Annotated in this window: 2 protein-coding genes; one reads left to right on the plus strand and one right to left on the minus strand. The window is 47.5% G+C overall.

The window, feature by feature from the left end; genetic code table 11:
• Positions 1–188: 188 nt before the first annotated feature.
• Entirely contained in the window at positions 189–764 is a 576-nt protein-coding gene (rdgB, locus tag BJP37_RS01505) for an RdgB/HAM1 family non-canonical purine NTP pyrophosphatase (protein WP_075905656.1), read from the plus strand.
• A gap of 95 nt (positions 765–859) precedes the next feature.
• On the opposite strand, the gene BJP37_RS01510 is transcribed toward rdgB, so the two are convergent.
• The gene (locus BJP37_RS01510) at positions 860–1,198 is read right to left on the minus strand and encodes a P-II family nitrogen regulator (RefSeq protein WP_070390819.1); all 339 of its coding nucleotides are present in this window, start codon (positions 1,196–1,198) and stop codon (positions 860–862) included.
• Positions 1,199–1,750 lie beyond the last annotated feature (552 nt).

Genomic DNA, 1,750 nt, shown 5'->3' on the forward strand with positions numbered 1-1,750 from the left:
GTGTTGGCAAGAAGCCCGCGTTGTCCCGTTAGGGCAACGTCGGGAGTACGTCACTAAGATCGCAATCGGGCATTAAACGCTGCTTGAGCTGTATCGAACTGACTCTGATTGCTAGTTAACCTTTCATCAAACAATCTGAAATTGTTGCTTTGAGTAATCCAAAATCCCAACATCAAACCCCAAATTTGCTGCCAAAATTACTGGTTGTAGCCACAGGCAATCCTGGTAAGCTGCGGGAGATGCAGACATACCTAGATTCTTTGGACTGGGAATTGCAGTTAAAGCCACCAGAGCTAGAGATTGAAGAAACTGGGGATACATTTGCTGCCAATGCTTGTCTGAAGGCATCAACGGTAGCCCAGGCAACTGGGCAATGGGCAATTGCTGATGATTCCGGTTTGCAAGTCGATGCCCTAGATGGTGCTCCAGGGATTTATTCTGCACGCTATGGCAAAACCGACCAAGAGCGAATTGAGCGGCTACTGGGGGAGCTAGGTTTGGAAGTGAATCGGCAAGCCCAGTTTGTTTGTGTAGTGGCGATTGCCCGTCCAGATGGTGCGATCGCTTACCAAGCTGAAGGGATTTGTCGGGGGGAAATTTTGCCAGCTCCTCGGGGAACTGGTGGCTTTGGCTACGACCCAGTTTTTTTTGTTCCAGAGCAGGGGTTGACCTTTGCTGAGATGGAGCCTGAGATCAAGCGATCCTGCTCTCATCGTGGCAAGGCTTTTGAATTACTAGTGCCTCAGTTGAAACAGTTAGGTTGACTAGCGGTGGCTAAAACCCTCAACTCCCTATAAAAATCAACTGAGCCACGCTAACTCGGTAAAGCGTGCCTCAGCTCCGTTGGTATATAGGGTATTTAGACGGCTTCTAGATTTCTTTCCCCAGTACGAATTCTGACCACGTCATCGACAGGGCTAATGAAAATTTTACCGTCGCCAATTTCACCGGTGCGAGCGGCAGCGATCACTTTCTCTACGACCATATCGACTTGATCGTCTTCTACGACAATTTCTACTTTAAGTTTTTGTAGGAATTCAACCGTGTACTCTGAACCGCGATAACGTTCAGTCTGACCTTTCTGGCGTCCAAAGCCTCGGACTTCAGAAACTGTCATTCCCACAATGCCAGCGTTGACTAGGGCGATTTTGACTTCGTCCAGCTTAAATGGCCGGATGATGGCTTCTACTTTTTTCAAGCTCCTAACTCCTCAGTTGTTCTGCTATTCATTTGTTATATGTTGACATCCTCACCGTCCTAGAAGAAAGGCGATTCCTAAACCTCACGATTTAGGTTTCTGCTTCAATGCAACAGCCTCCACCCTAACCGGGGTTTTATGGTCTTACGTTCGCTCCACAGACTATCCCCGCAAGTCCTGCGGTTCTCACGTGTCGAGTTTCAAGAAAAGTCTTGATGTAATGCGTGATTCGAGGGTTGGCCTTCCATTGCCCTGTCATCTTTTCCCGGTCTACCGATTTTGCTGCGCCGCCAGGTTACTGGACTTCGCTCGTATAGGCTGTCTGAATCCATCGTCTCGGGTGGGTCATTGACCATATTGATGGTAACATAAAGCCGTCCTATAAGGACGGGGTTTTTTTTTGATAAGCATGACACTTTATTTCACTGTGGATGTGAAAATTTTTATAAATGCTGATAGGTTGACACTCCCCGCTTTAAAAAGACGGGGATTCTTATATCTACGACCGGCCTTAAACCTCCGTGTCCAAATGGCAATATCTAAACCGAAATC

Origin of the sequence: Moorena bouillonii PNG, from assembly GCF_001942495.1 — a bacterium.
GTDB lineage: Bacteria > Cyanobacteriota > Cyanobacteriia > Cyanobacteriales > Coleofasciculaceae > Moorena > Moorena bouillonii.